Below are 21,965 nucleotides of genomic sequence, written 5' to 3' on the forward strand. Positions count from 1 at the left end.
GGGGTTTTAACGGTCCTTCACGTATTTTCTGCCTCTGATCAAATTCAGAAGCGGACGGTAGTTTTTATCAACAAGCCCCACACTCTCAACAATCAATTCGATGGAGAGAAGGATAATCGCCAGAATAAGCAGTGAACCCCACATTGTCGTCAAGGTGAAAATCAGGGCTGCAAGTCCGAACATGGCACTGATCATGTAAATCATCAGCACTGTCTGCCTGTGGGTAAATCCGAGGTTCAGCAGGCAATGGTGAAGATGCGATTTATCCGGCTTTGAGAGCGGCGCCTTTTTCACCAGGCGGCGTATAATTGCAAAGATGGTATCCGTCATCGGAACTCCCAGAATGATGATTGGGATGATAAAGGAGATAAAGGTTACGTTTTTAAAGCCGAGCAGCGAAAGCACGGAGATCATGTAGCCCAGGAACAGCGCCCCTGTGTCCCCCATGAAGATTTTCGCGGGGTAGAAGTTGAACAATAAAAAGCCAAGCGTACTGGCAAGCAGGATGAAGCCAATTGTCATAACGTAAACATCACCCATGATGATCGCCATGCCGGAAATGGATATAAGTGCAATAGAAGAAACTCCGGCTGCCAAACCATCTAATCCGTCAATCAAGTTGATGGCATTGGTCACGCCGACAATCCATAAAATCGTGACTGGAATACTGAACCATCCGAATTGAAGCTCTCCGCCCCCAAACGGGAGGTTGATGAAGTTCACCTGCACTCCGCCMCAAATGACAACAATAAAGGCTGCGGCAAGCTGGTTAATCAGCTTCACTTTCGCCGAAAGTTCAAAAATATCATCCAATATGCCTGTAAGGACAATGATAATACTTCCGATCATGATGGAATAATGATATTTGCTATCAGGATGCATAATAAGAAGCCCGAGTATAAAGCTGATATATATGACAAGTCCACCCATACGCGGCATGATCTTTTCATGAACTTTCCTGCTGTTTGGCCGGTCGGTGGCACCTAATCGGAACGCCAACTTTTTTACAACCGGTGTTATAAGGATGGAGCATATAAAGCATACTACCAAGGTCATGGTGAGCGACATGTTGACCCTCCTTTTGATTAGGGTGCCCCTAATTCATAATAAAAACCAACCATCGATTTTGGTACAGGTTGGATCATTCAACAATTTTCTTAGAGACTACTATTATCATAGACGATTTAGTCGAATATTGTCCATGAGTATTAATGCCAAGTTAAATTTTTGTAAATTTCCCCTTGGGTACTACTATATACCCGGATAGTAAGTTTTGTACACCGTTCCATATAATTGACGACAGAAATGTGATAAAGTTTCAAAGAATATGCTTATTTTTTAAAAGAAAATTTTCCCCTGAATACCTCCATTACAAATTCCGGCAATGCAAGCATCCTGCGCCAGCGCGATGGCTGTTTTAATAAACGGTAGAGCCATTCGACCCTCAATGCCTGCCAAGCCTTTGGGGCTCGCTTGACCGTGCCGGCCAGCACATCGATGCTGCCGCCAACCCCGATGAAAATACCATGCGAATATTGGTCCAGGTGAGAAGCAATCCACAACTCCTGTCGTGGGACGCCAAGTGCAACGAGAACTATATCAGGTTGAAGTTCGCCTATTTCTGTAGGGATCTTGCTTTCCTTCCAGTCAAAGAACCCATGGTGCTTGCCAACTAGCTGGGCATTTGGGTATGCTTCCCTGATATTCTCCGCCGCTGCTGCATTAACCTCTTCACTGCCGCCAAGCAAATATACTTTCCACTGATGCTGATTTGATAGCTCCAAAAGCCTTATCGTCAGGTCATAGCCTGTCACCCGCTCTGGGATGGGCCTGTCCAGTATCCTTGATGCCAGAATAATGCCATAGCCGTCTGGAACCACGTAATCAGCCTTTTTGACAGCTTCCCTATAGTTCTCATGCTTTTTAGCATGCATGACGATTTCAGGATTGGCGGTGACGATGAAGGTTTTTTGCCTATTTAGCAGCCTTCCGACTATAAGTTCCACCATATCATCAAATCGTGATCTCATAAATGATATACCTAAAATTGTTACGTTATTGTTATCCATTTGAAAAAGCCCTTTTCCTTTAGTATGAACAAATCTAGCTTAAATAAAGGCCCGTTTCAAAACAGAAACAGGCCTTTTCACCTAAGACATTTTAATTTTGAACCGCAACTGGGCCGCTTTGCTTTCGGATGACCTCTTCGCGGAATTTCTTCTGCTCTTCCTTGTTCATGGATTTGTACCACTTCAGGAATTTCTCATATTCCGGAATCACCTCTGATACAGGTCCATATTGTTTAATTTCTCCGTATTCCAGCCAAACAGCCTTTTCACAGAACTCTTTAACTTGACCCATGGAATGGCTGACAAAGAAAATTGTTTTACCGCGTTCTTTAAACTCAAACATTTTGTTTTTTGATTTTTGGGCAAATGCCTGGTCGCCTACAGATAGAGCTTCGTCAATAACTAAAATATCTGGATCAACTGTCACCGATATAGCAAAACCAAGGCGAGATTTCATTCCGCTCGAGTACTTTTTTACAGGCTGGTCAATAAATTTGCCAATGTCCGCAAACTCAATGATTTCAGGTTCCATTGCCTTTATTTGCTGTTTAGTAAAACCAAGCATCAAACATTTTAACTCAATATTATCGCGGCCAGTTAATTGGTTATTCAAGCCCGAAGCAATCGCAATCAAGGATGTTTGTCCCACCGTTTCAACAATCCCTGAAGTCGGCGGCATGACACCTGCAATGATATTGGAAAGGGTGGATTTCCCTGATCCATTTACCCCTACAAGTCCAATGACATCCCCACGCTTTGCAGTAAATGATATATTTTGCAGGGCGTAGAAATCTTCCCCGTAGCCCCCGGGCAAAATGACATCAAGAAGTTTTTCAGAAGGTTTTGTATGCATCTTATATTTTTTATACACATTTTTAATAATCACTGTATCACTCATTGAAAAAGCACCTCCAAGATTACATATAATCGACAAAATGGTTTCTGAATCTAATATGGAGTGCAGAACCAATCATTAATAGTACAAGTACTAATACCCAAAAATAAATGGTTAATTGCAAGTTTTCTGCTAGATACCATGAGTGGCCAAGTAATGAGGCCCTGTAACCCTCTACAATATAGTAAAGAGGGTTAATCATCATTAGCTTTTTAATAACCCCAGTCGGCACCCATAACAAAGGGGTGAGATACAGGAGCATTCTGACAATCGACGTTACAACCATCTGGACATCCCTGACAATGGTTGCCAAAGTTGATGTGATTAATGACACGGATATGAGAAGCATTAAAGTACAAAAAATGAAGTAAGGCAATTGAATAAAATATATAGATATAGGATACCCGACAAATTGAAGTACAACTGTAATAATTCCAACGAGCATTAAATGCGGATAAAATTTTGAGACGATTACATAAGTTGGGATAACACTCATTGGAAAACTCATTTTAGAAATGAAATTAATTCTGGTATATATGGACTTGGATCCTTCTAGGATAGATTGATTGACAAAAAACCAGACCGACATCCCGGACAACAGCCAATAAATAAAAGGCACTCCATCAACATCTTCTCCTCCGCGTATCCCAAATCCAAATACAAACCAGTAAATCGCAAGTTGTATCATTGGATTAATCAGTTCCCATAACATTCCAAGATAATTATTATTATTGGCGCTTTTCAGTTCAAATAATGACAATCTTTTTATCAGGTAAAAACTGTTAATCTGTTCCTTAATTACTGTAAACATAGACTTCATTTCGCTGACCTTCCTAAGCGTTTAATATGATGTGGAGTATAAAACAAATATAAAGAACTAACATTATACTGTCCAGTCCTGAAAAGAACATAAGCTTCGGGGAATATTCCCCGAAGCACCAACACAAATTGCTGCTTAAATTTTACAGAGCACGTCTCTTTTCATGTTCAACAGGCACTTCCTGCAGAACAAGATATTGAATCAAATTCCTGCTGGATTGTCCAAAAATATATTTATTCCATTTCATTGAAAATTCCTTTACCTCATTATTCCAAGATGAATTCATGCTTTTGATCTGCCTAACAATTCCATCTGTGTCTTTCACAACCGGACCCGGCACCATGTTATCATAGTCATCCCATAATCCTCTATCTTTCATGTATTCATTTAAATCATACGCAAAAAAGATCATTGGTTTATTGAGCAAAGAATACTCATATGGGATTGAGGAATAATCGGTAATAAGCAAATCCGATACAAGGAGCAGTTCATTAATATGATAGTGGGAACTTGAATAATCAAAAACAAATCCGGGAAACATTTTACTGTAGTCTTCCGATTTCTTTATTGCAGGGTGCAGCCGCAAAAGTACAATATATTCTTCTCCAAGCTCCTTTTGCATTTTTGCAAGATCTAGTTCCATCTTGAACTGCTGCAGCTCCTTGTCACGATATGTTGGTGCATACAAAATGGTTTTTTTGTTTTTTAATGCTTTGTTTTCACTCTCTAACTTACTGATAATGGCCTGGTGCTGCTGGCTGTCAAAAAAGAAATCAGTTCTTGGAATCCCTGTTCTAAGAATGTTTTCAGGAGGAAGGTTAAATGCCTTCATAAATATACCAGCCATCGCATCAGATCCTACTACTACCTTGTCAAATTTTTCATATACCTTTAAGAATCTATTTTGTGCGCGCTCGCTTCTGCTTCCATTAGACTGGTCTTCAAGCCCGAATTTTTTAATGGCTCCGGCGGCGTGCCACAGCTGAATACATTCAACATTTTCTTTAAAGTCAGTAACAGATAGAAAGCCGTAGTAGTTATCCACAATTATATATTGAGATGTTGCCAGATGATAAATGGAAATAATGTTTTCCAAGAGATTATTGGATTCAAAAGATAACAGTTTAATATTTTCATATTGTTGGAACAAGTCCTGAGAAGATTGACCCTTGCATAAAAAAACAATATCAAAGGAGGTCTGCTGCCTCCTCATTTCTTCATATACATACTTGCTGTTGTCTCCAAATGAAACAACGAAAGTTACCTTATGCTGCAGGGGTAACAACTTGAATAGGTTAAACAGCAGCTTAAAAACAGTGAGGTAAATGGTAATGAATAGTTCCCTTATCATTTTCCTACCCCCTGAAGATCCGTCTTAATTTTTGTCGTAGATATGCCAGTTGTTCTGGGCAGATAAATCACTTGGCAATGCTCTCTTAGGAAATCAAAATGCCCTTTCCAGTCATCACCCATCACAAAGATATCAATATCATGATCGATTACATCCTGAACCTTTTGATTCCAGCTATACTCAGGTATTACCTTATCCACATATCGGATGGCCTCAAGGACAAGCTTTCGATTATCGTATGAATGATAGGCTTCTTTATGTTTTTGAAGGTTAAACTCATCGGTGGACAAACCAACAACGAGATAATCTCCAAGCTCCTTTGCGCGTCTCAATATGTTGATATGACCCGAATGAAGCAGATCGTATGTTCCATACGTTAAAATTTTTTTCATTTTTCCAGCTCCTTACCAAGTTTTTTGACCGAAACCAGGTAATGATTTTTTCAACAATATTGAGCAGTTTACCATAAGTTTTTCAGCATGTATGTTTTTGAACATAAATGTTGAGTTTACAAAATCTTTGGGAGTTGTTCTAAAAATTAACCCATCCTTCATTATATTACTCCACGGTTCTTAATTCAAACCTCTTCTTAAAAATGTGCTTTCCACCATTCCCAAATTCATCTAATCAAACCTTCCTAAGAAAAAAAATCACGGTAAAGACCGTGATTTTTAAGGTTCAATTAAAGTTTTTACAATCCTTTCGGCTGCTTTGCCATCCAGGTGATCAAAGAACTTATGTTTAAATTCTTTGACCTTGTCCAAATCGAAATCCTGATTTCTAATTACATCAATGATTTCTTGTGTGGACTTCGTTATAGGACCTGGTACAAATTCGTGGTATTCATAGTAAAAGCCTCTATCCTCCAAATATTCCTCCAAATCATATGCATAAAAAATCATTGGTTTCTCGAGAAGTGAATATTCAAAAACGAGTGAAGAGTAATCACTTATTAGAATATCGGTAATAGAAAGAACGTTGTTTATATCGTTCGAGCTCATATTTATTACAAAATCATTCGCCTCGGATGGTATCTCCAATCGTTTAGTAACAGAAGGATGCATTTTTAATACCAGAACGTATTCATCCCCTAGAGTCTGTGCCATTTGCGTTATATCCAGCTTAAGTTTAAAATTGGCACGTTGCCCAGGCCCGCCTCTAAAGGTAGGCGCGTAGGTAATAACCTTCTTTCCCAAGAGCTTAGGGTATGCCGACAGATAGCGCTGACGTACAAATTCCAGCTGTTCTGGGTCAAAAAACATATCCGTCCTTGCCAAGCCAAGCGGGTAGATTGATTTTTCATCCAGATTGAAAGCCTCGGCATAATGGGGAACAATCTCTTTGCTCGTAACTACCGCCTTCGTATATGTCTGGTGTGCTTGGTTCTCAAATTCCCTAGTATTACTTTCTTTATAACCAACAGCACTATGCCCAAATTTTTTAAAAGCTCCCGCTGCGTGCCAAATTTGGATGACCTCTGTTCCTTTACGAACTCGAAGCTTATAAAGTGGCCTGTAGTAATCATCAAGGATTACATATTTGGAAGTAGCAATATCATAATAGAGCCTGCAAAAGTCTTTAAAATTGCGTTTCTTTTTTAAATATCCTTTTATTTGATAACCAGGACGATGTTCAACAAGCTCATCATAAATATATTTAAAAGAGTCGGCAAGTTTGGGGAATTTATTCGAAGCCAAGGTTATCTTTTTCTGAATAGGAAGCAGACTTGCCAAACGCAGTACAACTCGACGAGCAAACGCCATCCTAGCCATTGTCCTGATTCGTTTCATTTTTCCCTTAAATACGTGTTGTTGAATAGGCAGCAGACTATTCCTTTTCCACGCTGCCTTTACAACGTTAAAAATCTTCTTCTTTTTTGAAATTTCAAGCTGATGCATTGATCCTGGATCCATCATTGAAAAACAAAATCTTATCCAATCCATATATATTTTTTTGGTCGGAGGATTGAGGTGCGTAAAACGGTCAGCAACTTCGTAGGTCATTATTCTATGAATAATAGGCAACTGGTTAAAAGTTTTTCTGTCCAGTTTTTTTACCCAATCAAGGAACAACCTAAATACCGCCTCTTGATCCCGCTTATTTTCACCAGTAAGAGTGTTACGGATGGCAGGCCATATATCAGCAGAAAGAATTCTGTGATAATACTTTGTGGTGATAAAGAATCGTGATCTTTCATTTTCAATATACTTTGTCCATAGGGAATCAGAAAGGCTCAGGCTTTTAAATATATCATTTAACACTTTTACAGAGTCAACCCTCACCGTCTGGGAAAGAGACAAGTTTGTTTCTGTATCCCTGGAACGATAATTATAAATAATTTTATCGAGTGTATAAATTTTATGGGCTTTTAGAAAGGCTTCAATAACAAAAGGCTGGTCCTCTGTCACTTTTATGTCTTTCGGAAACCTAATATCCTTTACGACTGAACGATGGTACAACTTATTGCATGGTCCTAAAGAATATAATAGTCCAGGATTGGAAACTAAGTCTTTCTCTCCCGGGTCATATACTCCATTATTAAGATGACTGCCAATGAACCATGTTTCATTTTTATTAAAGCTAAGTGACATTCCAATTATTACGTCTGCTTTTTGATCCTTAGCAGCATTATACATACTTTCAAGAGCATCAGAAGGGAGAATGTCATCTGAATCAAGAAAACTGATATATTCGCCTCTTGCAACTTCAAGTCCATTGTTCCTTGCTTGTCCTGGACCGGCATTTTCTTGTTTGATGAAGACAATATTATGGTATTTCAGTGCGTACTCTTCAATAATCTCTGGACTTCGATCACTGGAACCATCATCAATCATAATAATCTCGATATCTTTTAAGGTTTGACTTATAAGAGAATCAAGTGTCTCCTTAATATACTCTTCAACGTTAAAAACGGGTGTAATAACACTAATTTTGACGTTCTGAAGTTCTGGATTTGTTATAAACTGAAAATTCATGTGACTGACTCCTCTTTTTCTAAGGCTAATAATACACCCAGTCCTTATTTACGAATCGGTGCTTACCTGTTCTTCAAGATAAGGTGTTCGACAACTCTCTCACTTGATTTACCGTCTAAGTGGTCAAAAAAGTAATCAACGAAAGAATCGAGTTTGTCCATCTCAAATGCTTCTTTTTTAATTATGTTAATCATTTCCTCATCCGTTCTAGCCAAAGGTCCGGGAATAAAAGAATAGTAATTATAATAAAAATCCCTAGATGAAATATATTCTTCTACATCTGGAGAAAAGAAAATCATCGGCTTATTGAGCAGAGCGAATTCAAAGCAGACGGAGGAATAATCCGTGATGAGAATATCCGTTATAAATAATAAATCATTTATTTCCCGATAAGCGGAAAAATCATAGAAGAATTTATTATACCTCTCTGGTATCTCCCAATAATCTTTAACAAAGGGATGCATTTTAAACAGAAAGACATATTCATCATGCAATTCTGCATAAAGTTTATCAAGGTTCAGTACCTCTTCAGGATAATAAGCCGACTGCTGTCCATTCCCCCGGAAAGTTGGTGCAAATGTTATGACCTTCTTATCTTTTAAAAATGGATATTTAGTATACAATTCAGTCCTTATTTGATCTTGAAGCTGTTTATTAAAGAACAAATCCGTTCTTGGTATCCCTGTAGCCCAAACCTTATCTTCACTAATGCCAAATCCTTCAGCATAGTGTTTTGCAACATTATGAGAGCTAACGATGGCTTTGGTATAGTTCTTGTGATTTTTCGAGTTCGGAGATGGGCCACCTTCTTTGCCTACACGGCTGTACCCAAACGTTTTAAAAGCACCTACAGCATGCCAGAGCTGAATTAGCTCTGCCCCATCCCGAATTTTTAATGGATAAACCATTGGATAGAAATCATCTAGCAGAATATACTTGGATGTCGCAAGATCATAGGCCAGCGAAATAATTTCAAAATAAGTTTTTCGCGCACCTGTTCCTGGTTTAAGCATAAACCGAAATATTATGTTTTCTTCTCGTTTTAATAATTCTTCATACACATAGTGAAAATTTCCACTCATATCTGTACGGCTGTCTGAAGCAAAAAGGATTTTGTTTTTTTTCAAAGGCAAAAAACAGAATACCCTATAAAGCAACCTGAATATTTTTGTGTAAAATAAGCGATAAAATATAGAGCCTTTGTTCCTTTGCAGAACAGCTCTAACGCCTTTTGTTTTCTGCGTAATTTTCCCTAATAATCCATTCAACATACATAAATTCCCTGCCTCATTTTTGAATGACAAACAAAAAAGGAGGATTTATATAATCCTCTTTTTACAAATTTGTCATTTAGAATTCCCCATTAAATGATGTACGATTCTATAGCTCGACATTCCGTCATGAAAATCAAAAAATCTGTCCCTGAAGGCTTCCACTTTAGCTAAATCATATTCTTCGCGATTCACCCATTGACAAAGCTCCTCTGTACAAGAGAAAAAGGGACCTGGGATAAAGGTCTCAAAAGGAAAATAAAAGTCCCGTTCGAGTTTATATTCTTCAAGGTCATCAGCAATGAATGCGATGGGCCTGCAAAGCAGGCTGTAATCAAAGATAACGGAAGAATAGTCGGTAAGAAGCATATCCGATAGCACCATTAGCTCCTCAATATTAAAGCCTCCATCAATATGATAGGCAAATTCACTGTCTTCCTGCTTAATCTCGAGGTCTCCTCGCATGTAAGGATGGAGATGGATGAGTATGGCATAATCATTGCCAAGGTTTTGATGTAAAACCTTTATGTCCAATGGCAACGCGAAGGAGGTTTGATAATGGCTTTTTCCTCGGAATGTCGGTGCATATAGAATTAAAGTTTTTCCTTTTAGCTTAGGAAAAGTTTGATAAAACCTTTCTTTAAGAACCGAGTGTGCATCCTGATCAAAAAAGTAATCTGTTCTAGGCACTCCTAAAGGGAAAATTTTATCAGTCTTCATACCGAATGCCTCGGCATAATAAGGAATTACTCCCGTAGAACTTACAATAGCCTTGGTGTAATTTGAATGCACCTTAATATATTTCAAATATTCAGAGCTAGGCCCGAATGGTTTATCGACTGTACTCAATCCAAACTTTTTAAAGGCACCAGCTGCATGCCAAAGCTGGACTATATCCATTCCTGTCCTTGGCTTTATCGCATATACGGGGAAGTAATAGTCATCAATAAGAAAGTACCTAGACGTAGCCAGGTGATAACTCGCCCTTACCATATGAATTAAATAATCCATTTTTCCAAGCTTTGTGGTTTTAAGCTTCTTAAAAAGAAAATGACATTCCATGTCTGGTTTTTGCAACTGGAGCTCTCTATAGACAAACCCGAGATTACCAGTGAGTAATTCAGCCCTGTAAGATGCGAACGTCACTTTTTTTTCATTTATCCTAAAAAAGATACTGCAAAGACGAAAGGCTATATTAACCAACCCTTTAGCAAATATAGTTGGTAAATACTTTAAAATTTTCATGACACGCCAGCCCTTCATCCATATATAAATTATTTATATCTTCCATTCCATTACGGTTTTACCCCATGAATTAGTTAAATCTTTTTCAAAAGCATTAATGATATCCTGAATAGTCTTGACCTCATGGACATCTCCAATTAACAATGAAAGATATTCTACAACCTCTGGGTGCTCTCCCAAGAAATCAACAGTTTGTTGAAAATCGTCCCGTCCGCTCCGGCTGCTACCGATGACTGTCAGACCTTTTTCCAGAATCATTCTGGTATTGATTTCTACTGGATACTCGGAAACGCCAAGAATGGAAATGGACCCTTCAGGGTGAATATAATCGATGATTTGATTAATCGCATATTGGCTTCCTATTCCTCCAGCACACTCAAAACCGTGGTCAATTCGTAAATCATCAGGAATTTCATTGATTTGATAAGCCTCATCCACAAAGGAAAAATGTTCAAGCTTATAAGCCGTTTTCCCAAAAATGAATACCTTGCTGTCTGGATAACGTTTCTTCAGAATTAAGGATGTGATGAAGCCCAGGTTCCCATCACCCCAAACACCAAATACGTTTCGGCGGGAATGCCCTTTTGCCTCAAATCGAATAATGGCATGCATGGCTATTGTTATTAGCTCAATAAACGCAGCCACATGGTGATTCAACTCTTCGGGTAAAACAACAATTCGGTCCCTCTTTAGAAACACGTAATCCTGCATAAAACCGTCATATCCGCTAGACCTGAACTTACTCGTTCTAAGATAGTTTTCCCCTATTATCTCATCCTGCTCGACCGGCGTGTTCGGTACCAATACGACCGGTGTTCCCCGTTTATACTCTCCCTTGGGATCATAAACTATTTTACCTATACCCTCGTGTATAAGGGCCATTGGCAGTTTTTTCGCTAGTGCTTCTTTTCCCCTGGTACCAGTATAATACCTCTGGTCCGCAGCACAAATCGATAAATGTGTAGGCCTTACAACGATTCGGTCAGATTGCAAAGAACGGTCTTTATAGGTTACTTCGAATTGACGTGGAGAAACCAACCGGTATACTTGATTTATCATTGTGAGATCCTCTCCTGCAAAATAGCATTCGCTACTTTAAGATCGTACGGAGTCGTCACTTTTATGTTAAATACTTCCCCTTTGACAAGCTTTACTTTCTCTCCCTTTAAAGCACAAATCTTGCATGCATCGGTAAGGATCTTTTTCTGTTCATCGCTAAGGGAATTATAGTGCTTAACAAGCATTTGAATATTAAAGCTTTGAGGGGTCTGCCCTTGATACATTTCATCGCGTACCGGTATATTTGAAATTGTCTCACCGTCTTCTGATTGAATAATCGTATCAATCGCTTCAATGACAGTATCAACTGCTCCATATTGAATAGCCGCATCAATATTTTCCTCAATAATACGATGGGTCAGGAAGGGGCGCACGGAGTCATGAGTAATAATTACATCGTCATCATTGATTCCAAATGTGTTCTCAATATAACGAATTCCGCTCATAATGGATTCATTTCTATCTTTACCGCCCTCTACTACTACAATATGATCAATTGGGCCAATATGTTTTTTAATAATATCTTTTGTATGATTGATCCATTCCTTGGGAGATACCACTATGATTTTGTCGAAACGGTCATTGAGAAGAAACTTTTCGATTGTATGAATAATGATAGGTCTGGAATTAATAGTCAAGAACTGCTTGGGCATGTTAATATTGCCCATTCGGGTGCCTTTTCCACCTGCAAGTATTTCTGCATAAATCACATTCTTAACCTCATTTCTATGGAATTCAAATTTTAAACTCTAGGTTTAGACATAACTCGCTAGAAATAAAAAAATTGTCGTAGTATGACAAAAAAACTCATTTTTACTATACACTTTTTAATATTCTTTTTCAACAATACACAAACAATGGAATAATACTCTAAGGGAAAGCAACTACAAATGTACAAAAAAGTGGATAACTTCAGTGTTCATCACACTGAAGTTATCCACTTGCAGCCCTCTGTTTAAATTTTTGTTTTACTATTTATAAACTGGGACATCAAACGTTATCGTATAGCTTTCCAGTAAACTATATAAATCAAAAATCCGAGTTGTTTGCTTGACTGCCCATCCTATGTCGGTTGCATATTGGTGAGTAGCTGGCTTGGCTGGATTCCATTTCATTTTATATAGAGTATCTTGTCCAACATGAATGTAGGACTCCGCGACAAACTTCGCACCACCGATTATAGCTTTGTCCGGTGTGTTCCATCCCTCATTAAAAGCCATTCGAGCTCCACAGACTTTGGCACAGTTATCATAAGCTCCAATTCCATACATATTATACACAATAGCATCATAATTGGTAGCTTTAGGGTCCAAAACATCAACTTCAACATGACCATTTGAGGCATATATCGGATTCCCTTGATTATCAACCTTCCGCTTAACCTTAATACCTGTTGCAAGCTCGGAAGCACCATTACCTGTTTCTAGAAGAGCATGAGCAATTAAATAGATTTCATTCACTTTAAACTGTTGTCCTGCATTAATAAATGAAGCAGCCTTACCTGCTAAAATTCCTTTTCGGGAATCTAAGATCTTTGTATTTACTTCACTAACATCTAGTCCCGCACTTTCAGATAACTTTAGGAACTGAAAGTAACTTTTAGTGTTTGGAGCAAAGTTCTTAGGATTTAGGTAGTAAGAAGTGTCTTCCGGACTAGCATTAACCCAGGATCTGTTGTATAGAATTTTATACCATGTATACCCATCTGAGCCTTTAACCGAAGAATAGATAGTTACTCTTTCCTTGTCGGTTAGCTTACCAAGAATCCATCCATTGACAGGGTTTCCTCTAACATTCCAGCCTACTCCATTAACATAACCAAAAGTAGGTGAAGTACCCGTCACCGTTAATGCGTCACTCCTGACATAAGCATCATACTTCTTATCAGTCTGTGGATTTCCCTTTGTCAACTGCAAGTTTAAAGCTTCAGAGAAAGTGGTATTATAATTTGTATAATTACTAAATTGTTTAATTCCCACTTCCGATATATCGAATGTTAATGTAGCACTATATTTACTATCATAATATTCGATTTTAAATGTGTGATATCCAGCTTGTAAGGTAATGTCTTTGCTATAACGATTAACACCGTCTTGCCACATTTCTACTTGTTTTACACCGTCCACATAAATCCTTATCCCATCATCAGCCAAACCAGAAAGTCGGAATTTCCCGGGAGTCTCTATATATATACTTCTCTCAAAGGTGGCCGAAAAATTATCTGCAGGAATGCTTGGATGCGGTGATCCCTGTCCCCATGAAAAGGACAGATTATTAACATACTCCGATACAGGCGTACCAGACATGTTGACTGTTGGATAATAGGTAGCCTTCCATTTATCTACAGGGATATCTACTTCATTCATTTTAACTCTCAGTGTGGCACTATAAAGATTATCATAATAATCAACTTTTATAGTATGTTCGCCTGCTGCTAAAGTAACTAGTCTATTAAAATCATTGACTCCGTTTTTCCATTGATCAACATATAGCTGGCCATCAATGTAAATACGTATTCCATCATCAGCACGGCCTTCCAATTGGAAGGTTGTTTCAGCTTGAAGATTTATTTTTTTAACAAAGGATGCAGAGAACTTGTCTGAAGGAATAGTTGGGTGAGGCGATCCTTGGCCCCACGAAAAGTTCAATTCATCGAAGAATTGATTTATGGGTATACCAGTTAGATTTACGGTTGGGTAGAAACTGGCTTCCCATTTACCTATATTTTCGTCAACCTCAGTCAAATCAACCTTTATAGTAGCACTCCATTTTCGATCATAGTACTCGACCTTAATATTATGGGTTCCCTGAGTTAAATAGACTTCATGGTCAAGCCTATTTACTCCATCGTTCCAAAAATCGATTACTTTTTTTCCATCAATGTAAATTCGAATACCATCATCGGCTAATCCAGTTATTTTATACTTTCCTTGTTTATCTACAACCAAGTTTTTTTGGAACACTGCAGAAAAATTATCAACTGGGATAGAAGGGTGAGGTGAGCCGGCGCCCCAAGCAAAGTTTAAACTATCATGGGTTTCTAGTATTGGGACTCCACTAAAATCGGAAGATGGATAGAATGTAGCGTTCCATTTGTCTGTTGCTATTTGTTCAGGCACTTCTTCCAATTTTAATCTTAATGTAGCACTATATTTGTTATCATAGTATTCAACTTTAAATTGATGAGTCCCCTCTGTTAAATATATTACTTCATCCACCATGTTTACCCCAGTATTCCACAGATCCACTCTCTTTTTACCATCAATATAGATCCTTATACCATCGTCAGACAGTCCTGATAGGCGATACATACCGGATTTGTTAACAGTTATGCTCCTATTGAAAACAGCCGAAAAGTTATCAACTGGAATAGTTGGGTGAGGTGAACCAGCGCCCCATGAGAAACTTAAATCAGCGAAGCTTTCCTCAACTTTGACCCCTGAAAAATCCTGAAAGCCATAAAACGTTCCACTCCAGCTATTGGCAGGATAAGGTTCAGTTAATTCCACTAAATCTAGCTTTAACGTGGCACTATATTTATTATCATAATATTCAACTTTAATAGTATGACTGCCTTCAGTTAAGTAAATTTCATGGTTGATTTTATTAACTCCATTCTTCCAGTGGTCTACCCTCTTTTTACCATCCACATAAATGCGAATTCCATCATCAGCTAACCCGGTAAAAAGGAATTTACCTGGTTGGTTAACCACCATATTTTTTTCAAATACAGCGGAAAAATTATCATGAGGTATACTCGGATGAGGTGACCCAGGTCCCCAAGAAAAATTTAAGTGATCATATTTTTGCTTTACTGTCGTACCGCTTAAATTGTCTCTTGAATAAAAAGTGGCATCCCATTGTGATTCTTGCGCGTTCACTATAGGTGTGCTAAATATAAACAGGATGATTATAGCTGCAAAGAACATTACCMATTTAACACTATTCAGTTTTTGTCTAAAAATGTCAGTTCCCCCCTAATTTTCTTCTGTTTCCTATTATGCTAAAAAAATACTAATATGTTAAGGAAAATTTTATAAAAGAATAATTTTCCAGTAAAAAAGGAAGAATCCGATGATTCTCCCTCGTCCTAACGATTTTAGAAAACACGTCGCTGTTTCAGAATTTTTACAAGTTTAGAAATTTAGGGGTGGTAACAATTGAGTTTATATTATGGACAAAAAGCACAATATCTATATCATGAGCATTTGCATATTCTTTTACATCCATATTTTCGTGTTTCCTCAAATCCAGGAACCTTGTTTCTTCAAAATTTTGCGCAATGAATTGAATCATTGCATTAGCATAGGAATCCTTTAGGATAAGCACTTTTAATTCGTTGTCAACATTAGGATTCTTTACAATTCCTTCTGGAACATCACCAGAGAGGTAGGTTGTATATCGATTCATATAAAAATCTGTAGAATTTAAACTATTCATATTATAAAAGCTTTTATCGCAAGAGCCGCTGTAGCAAACAGTTAGTGGTTTTTGATTTTTAATTGGTTTAACCACGGTTACTGTGTCAGGCTTCTTTACATGGACCGCGGTTGTTTTTCGTGCCTCGGAACCATAAAAAGGAGTTGGATGCTCTTCCCATTTAAAATCAGACTTTTTAAGAGACCCACCAACTGCTGGATATTCCTCACCTATAGTTTGAATTAATTTTTCATAAGCGTAGAAAGCGGCCTTCGGCTTCCAATGATGGTCTGTGTAAAAATACATATTTTTTTCATTCAAATGCGCATTGATTTCTTCCCTAAAATCTAATGCCTTAACATCGTTGGAAAACCCTCCCAGCAAATTATCAGAAAGGTCATTAGCATAGCTTTCAATGTAGTATGGAAGCTTATTTTCCATCATAGTAGATTTATTGGGTACAAGGGCAAAATAAGTGCTAACCCCCTCGTTATGCAAATTCTTTGCAAAATCGTTAATTTTCGAATTGACATTGTCAACTGCTACCGATTTTTCAGGAGGATTAACCGGGCTGATAAGATATCCATTATCATTGACATATACATCCTTGATATACTCTTTTTGTAGAATATATTTGTCAATAATGGCACTCCCTTCGATCCATTTATCTCGCACAGGAAATTGGTCACTATAATAATCATCGTATTTTTTAAAATACTCACCAGAAGCAATTTCATCGGGATCTTTTACCGGCTCCGCTGCGAGTGCCCTTCCCTCTAATTCGGACATAGCCTGGTCATCCTTCAGCCATGCCCACGCACCAAAAAGAAAAATAAAAACCAAGAAAAATCCGGTAATAAACAAGTCCCTTATCTTGTAACGCATGAACATTCTCCTTTTCATTATTTAGTTTAGAATCGGAAATAGATAAAAGGATTGAATGTCGTAGAAACCACGTAGACGACAGCTAGTACGAACACAGCGGCATAAAATAAAGTAGATGTCAATCCTTTTACTGTTGAAATCGCCTTATTGCTGCCTTCTGAAGCAGTCCATGCTAACAGCATTTTTACAAGTGGCACTGAGCCAACCATACCTAACAATAAGATAACCCCATGTTCACTAAAGTAGTACGCAGCCTGTTCATCCCATAATCCTTGTCCATTTAAGCCAAACATGGTTTTAATATAATCAAAGGCATAAGTGAAGGTTTCTGAACGGAAAAACACCCATCCAATCATTGCCAGGAGTAGAAGGTAAGCATGTTGAATAAACGCTGGCAGTTTTCCAATCCATTTTAATAGAAAGGCTTTTTCAAGCATAATAAGGATTCCGTAATATAGTCCCCATGCAATAAATGTCCAGTTTGCGCCATGCCATAGCCCTGTGGCAAACCAAACAATAAATAAATTGCGGTATGTGGCAAATTGGCCTTTCCGATTCCCCCCGAGCGGGATATATACATAGTCCCTAAACCAGCTGCCTAGAGAGATATGCCACCTTCTCCAAAATTCTGTCGCTGAACGGGAGATATAGGGATAATTAAAGTTTTCCAAAAAGTCAAAACCGAACATTTTCCCTAAGCCAATCGCCATATCGGAATAACCTGAAAAATCAAAATAAATCTGTAAGGAGTAGGCTAAAATTCCTATCCAAGAAAGAGCAGTTGACAAATCGCCAGGATTTTGGGCGAAAATCTGATCTGCAATGAGACCGCAGTTATTAGCAAGAAACATTTTCTTTGCGAGTCCAATGATGAATCTTCTCGCTCCTTCAGCAAACTTGCTAAGGCTTTCCTTTCTTTTGGTAATCTGGTCGGCAACCGTCTGGTAACGGACAATAGGACCAGCAATTAATTGAGGAAATAAAGATATATATAAAGCCATATTCAGAGGGTTTTTCTGAACCCTCCCATCTCTCCGGTATACATCAATCACATAGCTCATTGCCTGAAAAGTAAAGAAAGAAATACCTATTGGAAGAGGAATTTCTGGTATCTGAATCGTTGTCCCCAATAAAGAATTAATATTATCTACAATAAAATTAGAATACTTAAAAACACCTAGCAGCGTAAGATTTGCAACAACCATCATTCCCATTATCCATTTAACAGCTGTACCATGCTCCCGCTTAGCATCCACTATAAGGGCAAATACATAGTTCATCACAATGGAAAGAAGCATGACAATGGTATAACGAGGTTCCCCCCACGCATAAAAAAACAAGCTTGCGCTAAGCAAAATGACATTTTTAAAAGCTGGACGTACTAAGAAGTAAAGTGCTAAAACAATAGGCAAAAAAGCAAACAAAAAAATAGTGGAACTAAAGAGCATCCTATCTCGTCCTCTTCAATTTATTAGACTATGAATCTTTTCATACCTTCTATTTAACTCCGTAAAAAGAATTCATGTCAAGTCCTAGAAGATTTTGGAGAATTTAGTCGGATAAATTTATAAAAGCATGATATTAACAATCAGGTTATTTCTTATGCTTTGAGGAGTTTTCCCACTTAAAAACCGGGTAATTATTATTTTTAGCCATAATCGAAAAAAACACTTTTTAATGATAAAAAGTGTTCGATAAGAAATAATGACAATGTAATAAAAGCGCATTCAACCATAGTGAGACATTAATTTGGAAACGGTTTTATCTGTGCCCTTCCGCATATGCTTAACCCAACATCCAAGGGCTTTTATGAAATATCCTCTTAGCCCAGGTTTGTCCAGAGAAGAATTGGTAAAATCAAACATGCTTATTTTATATAAGTTTTGATATTAAAATTCTATAAATAATTTTATAATTAGGTGAAATCTCCCGAAATTAAGGAAAAAATGTAAAAAAATTATGTATAAAGTATTGAAGGGTGGTTTGTTCCTTGTCAGGACTGGAGCCAAAAAAGAATGAAAAATTACGAAGAAAATTAATAATTAAGTTTCTTACCGTATTTTTTATAATTGGCTTGCCAATTGTCACACTAATTACTAGTGAGCTTATTGTCAGGGAAGCCCTTGACATGCCTTTCCTGCTGTGGACCTCTGAATTTACAAAGCGTTTTTTAATAAATTTGTTACTTATGATAGCTCTATTTAATATATTTTATATCTTACCCCGCAAATTTTTTATGGCTGCAAGTATATTAGCCAGCGGAACCCTCATATTCTTTGCATTTGCCAATAAATTAAAATTGGAACTACGCAATTCACCAATTACCATAGGAGATTTTGCCTTATTTAATGAATTGCGCGGTTTGGATCAGCCTCTAGAAATAAATATTTTTTTTCTTATCGCAATCCTTCTAGCTATAGGAATCACTATCGTAGCAATTTTCCTGTTAACTCCAAATTCAAAGGAAAACTGGTTGATTAAAATTGGGGGTTTTTTCATATCTTTAAGCTTTTTATATATCCTATGGACAGATTACCCGATTTCCCCGATGTCAACAGTAAAATTTGAGAATACCTGGTGGAGGCAGGAACTTGGAACCATGAGAAATGGTTTATACGGCAATTTCGTTATGCTTGCAAAGCAAAATCAGATACCACCTCCAAATCATTATTCCAAAGAGTCCATACAATCTATCGCAGAACGATATAAGCCCTTAAAATCCGAAGCCACGGAGCGGCCGAATGTCATATTTCTAATGAGCGAAGCATTTACAGACCCTTTGCATTTTGGAAGCCAGCATTTTACGCAGGATCCTATTCCAAATTTTAGGAATCTGTACAATGAATCACTTCATGGATCTATGTATTCCCCTGAATTTGGAGGGGGGACCGCAAATGTGGAATTTGAGGCTTTAACAGGCTTCAGCAGACAATTTTTACCTGACAATAGTATAGCTTACCAATCTTATGTTAAAAGGCCCTTACCTTCAGTTGCTTACTCTTTCCGGAAAGCCGGATATCATGCTACAGCTATTCATCCTTTTTACGGTTGGTATTATCAGCGTCAAGGCGTTTATCGGCACCTGGGTTTTAATCAATTTATCTCAGGTGAATTTATGGATTTGGATTATACTCTAGGCTCCGGTCATGGATATCCTAAAGACAAACATTTAACAGACACCATTCTATCCCAGATTAAATACACCAAAGAACGTGACTTTATTCATGCTGTCTCTGTGGAAGCTCATCAACCCTATCGACCCCTTGCTGATTCAAAATTCTTAAAAATAGGAACCTTGCCTGACTCTACGAGAATGTACCTAAATGCATATACCGAATATATGTATAGTGTAGACCAGGAATTAGGGCGTTTGATTACCGAGTTAAAGTCGTTGAACGAGCCTTCCATTCTTGTCTTCTTTGGTGACCATTACCCCACTTTTGCTTCGAATCATGAGGTGTATGGCAGTCTAGGCACTAATATTGCCAATAACATGCTAAGTGATTATGATGACTTTTTAAATACTCACGTACTTCCTTATTTCATTTGGAAGTCTCATGGAAATAGTTCCAGTGAGCTAAATCTCTCTCCCAGCCAGTTCAGTGCCTTGTCACTTGAAATGGCAGGTGTTCAAGGCAACACAGTAACATCTATACAGGATGAATTGAGAAAACAAAAAGAAACGGTTATCCCTTATAAAACTTTCCAGTCACAAATGGGCAACCTTACAAAGGAAATGAAAGACCTTCAATTATTACAATATGACTTACTGCACGGAAAAAGATACAGCCAAAATCAACTATCTGATTATACTCCAAAGACTTCTGAGGAGTATTTCCTTGGCCAATATAAAACGATGGAGTTCATCGGAGCAACCGATTTATCCAATCACTATAATATTACTGCATTTGGTGTACCGCGACATGCTAACCTCATTAACGAAAATAATAAAAAAATTGAGTCAGAATGGCAGGGCTCTGAAAAAGGAAATGCAGTATTTAGGGTGAACAAAAAAGACATAGATACGAAAAAAAGCTATCATTTTATTGTGCATGATTCAAGGGGAAACATATTGAAAACAACAAAGCCATTTAAGCTGGAAGCCAATTGAGAAGAGAGCTATCTTAAAGGACACCTCGGAATGCAGAGATCAAAAAACAACCAGACAGATGCCTGGTTGTTTTTTGATATTAATGTTCCTTCCTTCTGCCACTGGGAAGAAGCCCATAGGCGCAGTCTTCAACACGACGAGGAAGGCTCTTTTTAGTTAATCAAAATCTATAACCTTAATAAGTGATTGCTCTTTTACTTTGATTGCCCCAAAGCTTAATAAACTCTCCTTTGCTCATCCGTACATCCTTTTTATTTGTCCACGGATCATTGAAGTAATAATTATTCTGGTCAAAGCCCGTTAACGCAATGGCATGAACGGTAAAGCCATGCATTGGGGAAACCCAAACAACTACGGGCTTATTATTTGCCAGTTCGCTTTCAAGTTTTAAATTGGTAACGCCTGTAAGGTTTTGGGCGCTTCCTGCATGCTTATTCACAAGCTTCATTAAGGCAGGAGGATAGACAGTCCAGCCTTTTTTGGTAAAAGGATTACCGACGTAACCATAATTTGGATCCCATGAATGTTTTGGCATTTCATTAGCTAAAGCTATTTTATCAACCTTTGCTCCCTTATACTGCAGCATCATAGTCACAGAGGTTATTTCACATCCTGTTGGCAATTCGGGAAGCTGACTTACGAGCGGGACGTTTAATCGAACAGCCTTGATCCTTAATTGGTGGTTTCCATAAACAGTAGAAGGCTGATAATAATAGGTTGATAACAGTCGTTGAGTGTCCTGTTCTCTTTGGGTCGATTTTATTACATATCCGCTAGAAGCAAAATCATATCTATATTCAATTTTGCTCCCATGCTTCCCGTACACTGTTCCTGGGTAGTAGGTATAACGGGACAAGAGGCGCTG

The 21,965-nt window shown here is 37.9% G+C and carries 15 protein-coding genes and 1 pseudogene; 1 reads left to right on the forward strand and 15 read right to left on the reverse strand.

Annotated elements, in window-relative coordinates; genetic code table 11:
* Positions 1–6 precede the first annotated feature (6 nt).
* The 14 genes and pseudogenes from ADU22_RS01655 to ADU22_RS01720 all read right to left on the reverse strand — a co-directional run bounded on the left by ADU22_RS01655 (position 7) and on the right by ADU22_RS01720 (position 18,437).
* Complete coding sequence (locus ADU22_RS01655; protein WP_053360600.1) at positions 7–1,068, reverse strand: glycosyltransferase family 4 protein; 1,062 nt, start codon at positions 1,066–1,068, stop codon at positions 7–9.
* 263 nt (positions 1,069–1,331) lie between these two features.
* Entirely contained in the window at positions 1,332–2,069 is a 738-nt protein-coding gene (locus tag ADU22_RS01660) for a WecB/TagA/CpsF family glycosyltransferase (RefSeq protein WP_053360601.1), read from the reverse strand.
* Positions 2,070–2,181: 112 nt separating this feature from the next.
* A pseudogene (tagH, locus tag ADU22_RS01665) lies at positions 2,182–2,967 on the reverse strand (teichoic acids export ABC transporter ATP-binding subunit TagH); the annotation flags it as partial.
* 19 nt (positions 2,968–2,986) lie between these two features.
* Entirely contained in the window at positions 2,987–3,784 is a 798-nt protein-coding gene (locus tag ADU22_RS01670) for an ABC transporter permease (protein WP_053360603.1), read from the reverse strand.
* Between the two features lie 142 nt (positions 3,785–3,926).
* Positions 3,927–5,135, reverse strand: coding sequence for a CDP-glycerol glycerophosphotransferase family protein (locus ADU22_RS01675; RefSeq protein WP_053360604.1), 1,209 nt, complete (start codon positions 5,133–5,135; stop codon positions 3,927–3,929).
* On the reverse strand, positions 5,132–5,527 hold the full coding sequence (gene tagD, locus ADU22_RS01680; protein ID WP_053360605.1) for a glycerol-3-phosphate cytidylyltransferase: 396 nt from the start codon (positions 5,525–5,527) through the stop codon (positions 5,132–5,134). The genes ADU22_RS01675 and tagD overlap by 4 nt, the downstream gene beginning before the upstream one ends.
* A gap of 279 nt (positions 5,528–5,806) precedes the next feature.
* On the reverse strand, positions 5,807–8,110 hold the full coding sequence (locus ADU22_RS01685) for a bifunctional glycosyltransferase/CDP-glycerol:glycerophosphate glycerophosphotransferase (RefSeq protein ID WP_053360606.1): 2,304 nt from the start codon (positions 8,108–8,110) through the stop codon (positions 5,807–5,809).
* A 62-nt stretch (positions 8,111–8,172) separates the two neighbouring features.
* Positions 8,173–9,381: a CDP-glycerol glycerophosphotransferase family protein gene (locus ADU22_RS01690; protein WP_082252759.1), complete on the reverse strand. Its 1,209-nt coding sequence runs from the start codon at positions 9,379–9,381 to the stop codon at positions 8,173–8,175.
* Positions 9,382–9,456: 75 nt separating this feature from the next.
* Positions 9,457–10,626 carry a CDP-glycerol glycerophosphotransferase family protein gene (locus ADU22_RS01695; protein WP_053364429.1) on the reverse strand — a complete coding sequence of 390 codons (1,170 nt, stop codon included), beginning with the start codon at positions 10,624–10,626 and terminating at the stop codon, positions 9,457–9,459.
* A 33-nt stretch (positions 10,627–10,659) separates the two neighbouring features.
* Positions 10,660–11,685: a ribitol-5-phosphate dehydrogenase gene (locus ADU22_RS01700; protein ID WP_053360607.1), complete on the reverse strand. Its 1,026-nt coding sequence runs from the start codon at positions 11,683–11,685 to the stop codon at positions 10,660–10,662.
* Positions 11,682–12,395 carry an IspD/TarI family cytidylyltransferase gene (locus tag ADU22_RS01705; RefSeq protein ID WP_053360608.1) on the reverse strand — a complete coding sequence of 238 codons (714 nt, stop codon included), beginning with the start codon at positions 12,393–12,395 and terminating at the stop codon, positions 11,682–11,684. The genes ADU22_RS01700 and ADU22_RS01705 overlap by 4 nt, the downstream gene beginning before the upstream one ends.
* Positions 12,396–12,656: 261 nt before the next feature.
* Positions 12,657–15,614, reverse strand: a complete 2,958-nt coding sequence (locus tag ADU22_RS01710) for a PA14 domain-containing protein (RefSeq protein ID WP_053360609.1) — start codon at positions 15,612–15,614, stop codon at positions 12,657–12,659.
* A gap of 199 nt (positions 15,615–15,813) precedes the next feature.
* Positions 15,814–16,989 carry a DHHW family protein gene (locus tag ADU22_RS01715; RefSeq protein ID WP_053360610.1) on the reverse strand — a complete coding sequence of 392 codons (1,176 nt, stop codon included), beginning with the start codon at positions 16,987–16,989 and terminating at the stop codon, positions 15,814–15,816.
* A gap of 26 nt (positions 16,990–17,015) precedes the next feature.
* A complete protein-coding gene (locus tag ADU22_RS01720; RefSeq protein WP_053360611.1) occupies positions 17,016–18,437 on the reverse strand; it encodes an MBOAT family O-acyltransferase in 1,422 nt (473 codons plus the stop codon).
* 542 nt (positions 18,438–18,979) lie between these two features.
* Between ADU22_RS01720 and ADU22_RS01725 the strand changes: the two genes are divergently transcribed.
* The gene (locus tag ADU22_RS01725; protein ID WP_053360612.1) at positions 18,980–21,100 is read left to right on the forward strand and encodes an LTA synthase family protein; all 2,121 of its coding nucleotides are present in this window, start codon (positions 18,980–18,982) and stop codon (positions 21,098–21,100) included.
* A gap of 175 nt (positions 21,101–21,275) precedes the next feature.
* Here the strand turns inward: ADU22_RS01725 and ADU22_RS01730 are convergent.
* A partial coding sequence (locus tag ADU22_RS01730) for a C39 family peptidase (RefSeq protein ID WP_197280009.1) occupies positions 21,276–21,965 on the reverse strand: 690 nt, incomplete at its 5' end.

The organism is Bacillus sp. FJAT-27251 (genome assembly GCF_001273925.1).
In the GTDB taxonomy this organism is placed as follows: Bacteria; Bacillota; Bacilli; order Bacillales; family Cytobacillaceae; genus Mesobacillus_B.